Source organism: Streptococcus mitis (assembly GCF_001074635.1).
In the GTDB taxonomy this organism is placed as follows: domain Bacteria; phylum Bacillota; class Bacilli; order Lactobacillales; family Streptococcaceae; genus Streptococcus; species Streptococcus mitis_E.
The window spans coordinates 1-5,088 of the sequence record NZ_JUQO01000234.1; the positions used below are offsets into that span (position 1 = coordinate 1).

A 5,088-nucleotide genomic window follows, 5' to 3' on the forward strand; every position below is an offset into this window, starting at 1 on the left:
TGTTTCTACAGGTTGTCCATCTACTACGAATTTCGCTGGATTCGTTGCGCTAATGGTTAGCGGAACTGTTTTTTCTACTGGGTTTTCTTCAGTACCTACATTTGCTTTCCCTGCTGTGAATACTGGTGTTCCTTCTTGTGTTGCACCTTGAATTCCTTCAGACTTAGCGTTTTCTGATGTTGGCGTTACCGGAATAATCGTTGGTGTATAAGTACCAGTTAATGTTTTCTTCGTAATATTACCATCTTTATCATGAGATAGTTCAACTTCAGCTGAAACGGTTACTGGCGCTGGAACTCCTTTGAAGTCTTTATTCGGAGTGAATGTTACTTCTCCAGTTTCTGGTACAATTGTATATGTACCAATTACTTTATTCGTTCCTTGTTCTAATGCATTAACTGTCGTTGCCTCTGTAACTGTATTTGAAGTTGGATCAACAAGTTTTGCTGGATATTTCGCTGATGGTTTAACCGGATTTTTTGCTGTTTCTACATTAAATGTCGGTTGACCTTTTTGTGGTAATCCTTGTAGATTTTTACTTTCAGCATTATTTGCACTAGTAGTAACCTCTCCCGGAACTCTAACTTCTGGAATATACATTCCGTCCATTGAGTCTAAAACACTATTGATATTTGTAATACTTGGATCATTTGTTGGGTTAAAGACACCCCAATCAGTCGTTGTTTTATTCGTATCTTGACGACGGATAGAGACACCGTGTGCTTTACCGATGAATCCATCAGCTGGTGTAAATTCTACTTTTACATCTTTTCCATTATCTGAAACAGCAAATTTATAAGTACCTTCGCCTTCAACTGTATAAGTACCATCACTTGCTAATGTCACTTCTTGACCAGTTTTATTATCAATATATGTCGGTTGAACAGTTGTATCAATCTCTGCATTAGGATGATCTTCCAGATATACATTTTTACCTTGTGCTGTAAAGTGAATCTCTTCACGTTGAGTTTCTTTTATGTTCCCAACAGTTGTTTTCTTCTCACCTTTTGGTGGATGTGTAATTTTTGCAATAAAGTCTTCTACTTCCCCAGAAAATGCAGTTCCTGTAGGATTTTCAATTTCTGATTCTTCAGTTGCAATACGAACTCTTGCTCCTGCCTCTAGTAGCGTTTCTACATCAGCTGATCTCTTGTTTTTAAAGTTTAATTTTACAGTACCATCTGTTGTAATAGTAGCTATTTCAGAAGCTTCATCTGCATCAAATTGACCATTTTTATTAAAGTCAATCCAAGAACGAATGTAAGCTTTCTCTGCACCACCTGTATGTGCTTGAACAGTTAATGTATAGTTCCCAGATTTAGAAATATTAGCTTTAATAATATTTCCTTCACTTCCTTTAAGGTTTTCAGGAAGTAATTGATTTACGCTTTCGTCAGCATCGCTATCATTATCATCACCATACCAATCTTTAGTAGTGCCTGTATCCATATCTGGTCGTGTACTTCCTAAATATGGTTGTTTTACTTCACCACCCGTTACACCATTTACAGTATTAATCGTATGAGATGCTTTTCCATAACTTTCAGGAGCGTCTCCTTCATCAATTGGAATCACACCCATCATAGCAGTTTGTATCCCTCCTGATAAAATATACAATCCAACTTCAGTTGCATCTTTCGTCATCAATACTGGAAGACTATAACCACCAGAAGAAGTAACAGGACCAAATACTCCTGTTCCTAGACCTCCCATTTCTTGATCCGGGTTAGTCATATATTTTGGAGCAAATTTTGTTCCATCAGCTAATGTTAGAAGACCTCCTCTCATTGCACCTAATAACTGATTTGCATTATTTTGACCTCCTGATTGCGGATAATCTTCATGTCTTAAATTATAATTATTGATTGGTTTATAAGGTGTAGGTGTAAATGTTCCTCCTACAAACCTTTCTTTTTTCAATTCAAGTACTCGTTCCCAAGGGCTACCATTTGTTGTTAAAATAATATTTTCTCCATGGTTCGCACTCTCGGAATCATTCATAATAACTGCTGGACGTACGTTTTTCCCCTTATAAGTTGCGCTAATTTCAAATTGAACCCCAATATTTGACCAATCACCTGCTCCAATTGATGTCTTCTTATTTCCTGTATCAATTCCATTATTTCGAACTTCAGACCATGTACCATCTTGTTGGTCAGCTGTTACTCTAGAAGGCCCACTGCCTTCGCCAAAATGTTGGTTTGTAGCATTTGGATTGAAAGTTGCTTTTTCTTCTTCTGAAGCATTAGCTGCTTCCATACGTTTTCTATAAATTTCTGTTGCTTGGAAAGGTTTTAACGATTTCACTTTGATATTAATGACGTAACCTGGTATAACTTCTTTACTATATTTTGAACCTTCTTTTAAGTAAATCTTTCCACCTTCGTTATCTATGTTTTCCCAGTGAGCAACATCACCAAAATCTAACCATGTAACTTGTTTAGTGAATGCTTCTGCATCTTCTCTCTTTGTATATTCACCTCTTGCTACAGCTGGTGTACTTGTCGCATCTACTACATCTGCGCCAACACCTGTACCAGCTGCTCCACCTTCTCTGAAACCAGTTCCTTCTTGCATCTTTTTACCATTACGGCTATCAGTATTTTTATTTTCTTTTACTATTTCTTCAGCTTTAATTGATTTTAAGATAGAAGTTAATGAGCTAATTTCTTTAGCTTTAGCATCTACTTCTTTTTGAGTAGTACTCAAAGCTTCTAGATATTGTCTAGCGTCAGCAACAAGTTTTTCAGCATTTTGGATTTGAGAAGCTTGTTTTTTATTTCCTCGGATACGTTCAATTTGAGCTTCTAAATCTGCTAATTTTGCTTGCAAGAGAGATAAATCGACAGATGGTTTTGTCTCAGTTGCTGCTGCAGTGTTAGTATGTGCTGAAACTGCTGAAGCTTGTTCAGCTTCTTTTTCATTTTCTTTTACAGGTGTTACTGGCTCAGCTGACTTTTCTAGCCCTGCATTTGATTTTGGTTTCTCAGCCAACTCTGCTTTTGTTTCACTATCTGCTTTTGGCTCAGAGACAGTTCCTGCTTGCGTATTTTCTTGAGCTTGGTTTAGTCCCGTATCATCATCCTTCTTTACTACCGCTTCAGTGGTTTCAGTAGCAGAGGCTGCTTCTACCGTATCTACATTGTAACCAAACAAAAATCCTGCCCCGATTAAGACACTCGCAGCACCAACTTTTAATTTTTTAATCGAATATTTTTCGTATCTATTTCCACAAAAATAACGATGATCTTTTTGTTGTCTCGACAATTTAAACATAACTTACCGCCTTATATATATATATATATGCACACTTGGGTACAAATATACTCTTATAAGAGTATATCATATTTCAAAGTAATTTTTATGATATTTGCTTATAAATTTCATTTAAAAAATATACCCTTCTAAAACATTTTTTCGTCCAAGTATAAATTTATATAAATATCTCCATTATCCTACCTCCAACTTTCTTTTTCAGTCCTTTTATGGTAGAATGAAGAGTAATAATATTTATTAAAGAGGTAAAAACATGATTGAAGCAAGCAAATTGAAAGCTGGTATGACATTTGAAACTGCAGACGGAAAATTGATCCGCGTTTTGGAAGCTAGCCACCACAAACCAGGTAAAGGGAACACGATCATGCGTATGAAATTACGTGATGTCCGTACTGGTTCTACATTTGATACAAGCTACCGTCCAGAAGAAAAATTCGAACAAGCTATTATCGAGACTGTCCCAGCTCAATACTTGTACAAAATGGATGAAACTGCCTACTTCATGAACACTGAAACTTACGACCAATACGAAATCCCAGTCGTAAACGTTGAAAATGAATTGCTTTACATCCTTGAAAACTCTGATGTGAAAATCCAATTCTACGGAACTGAAGTAATCGGTGTAACTGTACCAACTACTGTTGAATTGACAGTCGCTGAAACACAACCATCTATCAAAGGTGCTACTGTTACAGGTTCTGGTAAACCAGCAACTATGGAAACTGGACTTGTTGTCAACGTTCCTGACTTCATCGAAGCTGGACAAAAATTGATCATCAACACTGCAGAAGGAACTTACGTTTCTCGTGCCTAATCTCTAGAAAGAGGTCATTCTATGGGAATTGAAGAACAATTTGGCGAAATCGTTATCGCTCCACGTGTACTTGAAAAAATCATTGCCATCGCAACTGCAAAAGTTGATGGTGTCCACTCATTTTCAAATAAATCCGTATCTGATACCCTATCAAAACTCTCTCTTGGTCGTGGCGTCTACTTAAAAGAAAGCAACGAAGAACTAACTGCTGACATCTACCTCTACCTTGAGTATGGTGTGAAAGTACCAAAAGTTGCTCTTGCTATTCAAAAAGCGGTCAAAGATGCCGTCCGTGATATGGCTGATGTGGAACTTTCTGCTGTCAATATCCATGTTACAGGAATTGTTCCAGACAAAACACCTAAACCAGAGTTGAAAGATCTATTTAACGAGGACTTCCTCAATGACTAGTCCATTATTAGAATCTAGACGCGAACTTCGTAAATGCGCTTTTCAAGCTCTCATGAGCCTTGAATTCGGCACAGATATGGAAACAGCTTGTCACTTTGCCTACACGCATGACCGTGAAGATGCAGATGTGCAAATCCCTGCCTTTCTTCTAAACTTGGTTTCTGGTGTTCAAGCTCAAAAAGACGAGTTGGATAAACAAATCAACCAGCACCTCAAGTCAGGCTGGACAGTTGAACGATTGACCTTGGTCGAAAAAAACTTACTACGCTTGGGTATCTTTGAAATTATATCATTTGATACACCTCAGCTGGTAGCAGTCAATGAAGCCATTGAACTTGCTAAGAATTTTTCAGATCAAAAATCAGCCCGCTTTATCAACGGACTGCTTAGTCAATTTGTAACTGAAGAAAATGAATAATCGAAAAGGTGTTTGGTCTTCCAAGCACCTTTTACTTCGTCCTTGATACAGAGTAAGAACCACATAAAAACTAGAACTGACTGCCAGTTCTAGTTTTTGCGTATTCTAAAGAATTATACTCAATGAAAATCAAAGAGCAAACTAGGAAGCTAGCCGTAGGCTGCTCAAA

At 37.3% G+C, this 5,088-nt stretch carries 4 protein-coding genes; 3 read left to right on the plus strand and 1 reads right to left on the minus strand.

All coding sequences use genetic code 11. The features are described 5' to 3' along the window. Positions 1 to 3,276 (minus strand): CshA/CshB family fibrillar adhesin-related protein (locus ADI58_RS10020; protein ID WP_049522481.1); only part of this gene is annotated, 3,276 nt, incomplete at its 3' end. A gap of 253 nt (positions 3,277 to 3,529) precedes the next feature. Here ADI58_RS10020 and efp point away from each other — a divergent pair. Genes efp through nusB form a run of 3 tightly spaced genes read left to right on the plus strand, consistent with a single transcriptional unit; the run spans position 3,530 to position 4,919 of the window. Further along, positions 3,530 to 4,090, plus strand: coding sequence for an elongation factor P (efp, locus tag ADI58_RS10025; RefSeq protein WP_000568643.1), 561 nt, complete (start codon positions 3,530 to 3,532; stop codon positions 4,088 to 4,090). Positions 4,091 to 4,111: 21 nt separating this feature from the next. Further along, positions 4,112 to 4,501 carry an Asp23/Gls24 family envelope stress response protein gene (locus ADI58_RS10030; RefSeq protein WP_049522482.1) on the plus strand — a complete coding sequence of 130 codons (390 nt, stop codon included), beginning with the start codon at positions 4,112 to 4,114 and terminating at the stop codon, positions 4,499 to 4,501. After that, on the plus strand, positions 4,494 to 4,919 hold the full coding sequence (gene nusB, locus ADI58_RS10035) for a transcription antitermination factor NusB (RefSeq protein ID WP_049522483.1): 426 nt from the start codon (positions 4,494 to 4,496) through the stop codon (positions 4,917 to 4,919). The genes ADI58_RS10030 and nusB overlap by 8 nt, the downstream gene beginning before the upstream one ends. Positions 4,920 to 5,088 lie beyond the last annotated feature (169 nt).

What these genes read in the sequence shown, in the direction of transcription:
- efp (WP_000568643.1), top strand. Translation starts at nt 3,530, where the DNA reads ATGATTGAAGCAAGCAAATTGAAAGCTGGTATGACATTTGAAACTGCA.
- ADI58_RS10030 (WP_049522482.1), top strand. Translation starts at nt 4,112, where the DNA reads ATGGGAATTGAAGAACAATTTGGCGAAATCGTTATCGCTCCACGTGTA.
- nusB (WP_049522483.1), top strand. Translation starts at nt 4,494, where the DNA reads ATGACTAGTCCATTATTAGAATCTAGACGCGAACTTCGTAAATGCGCT.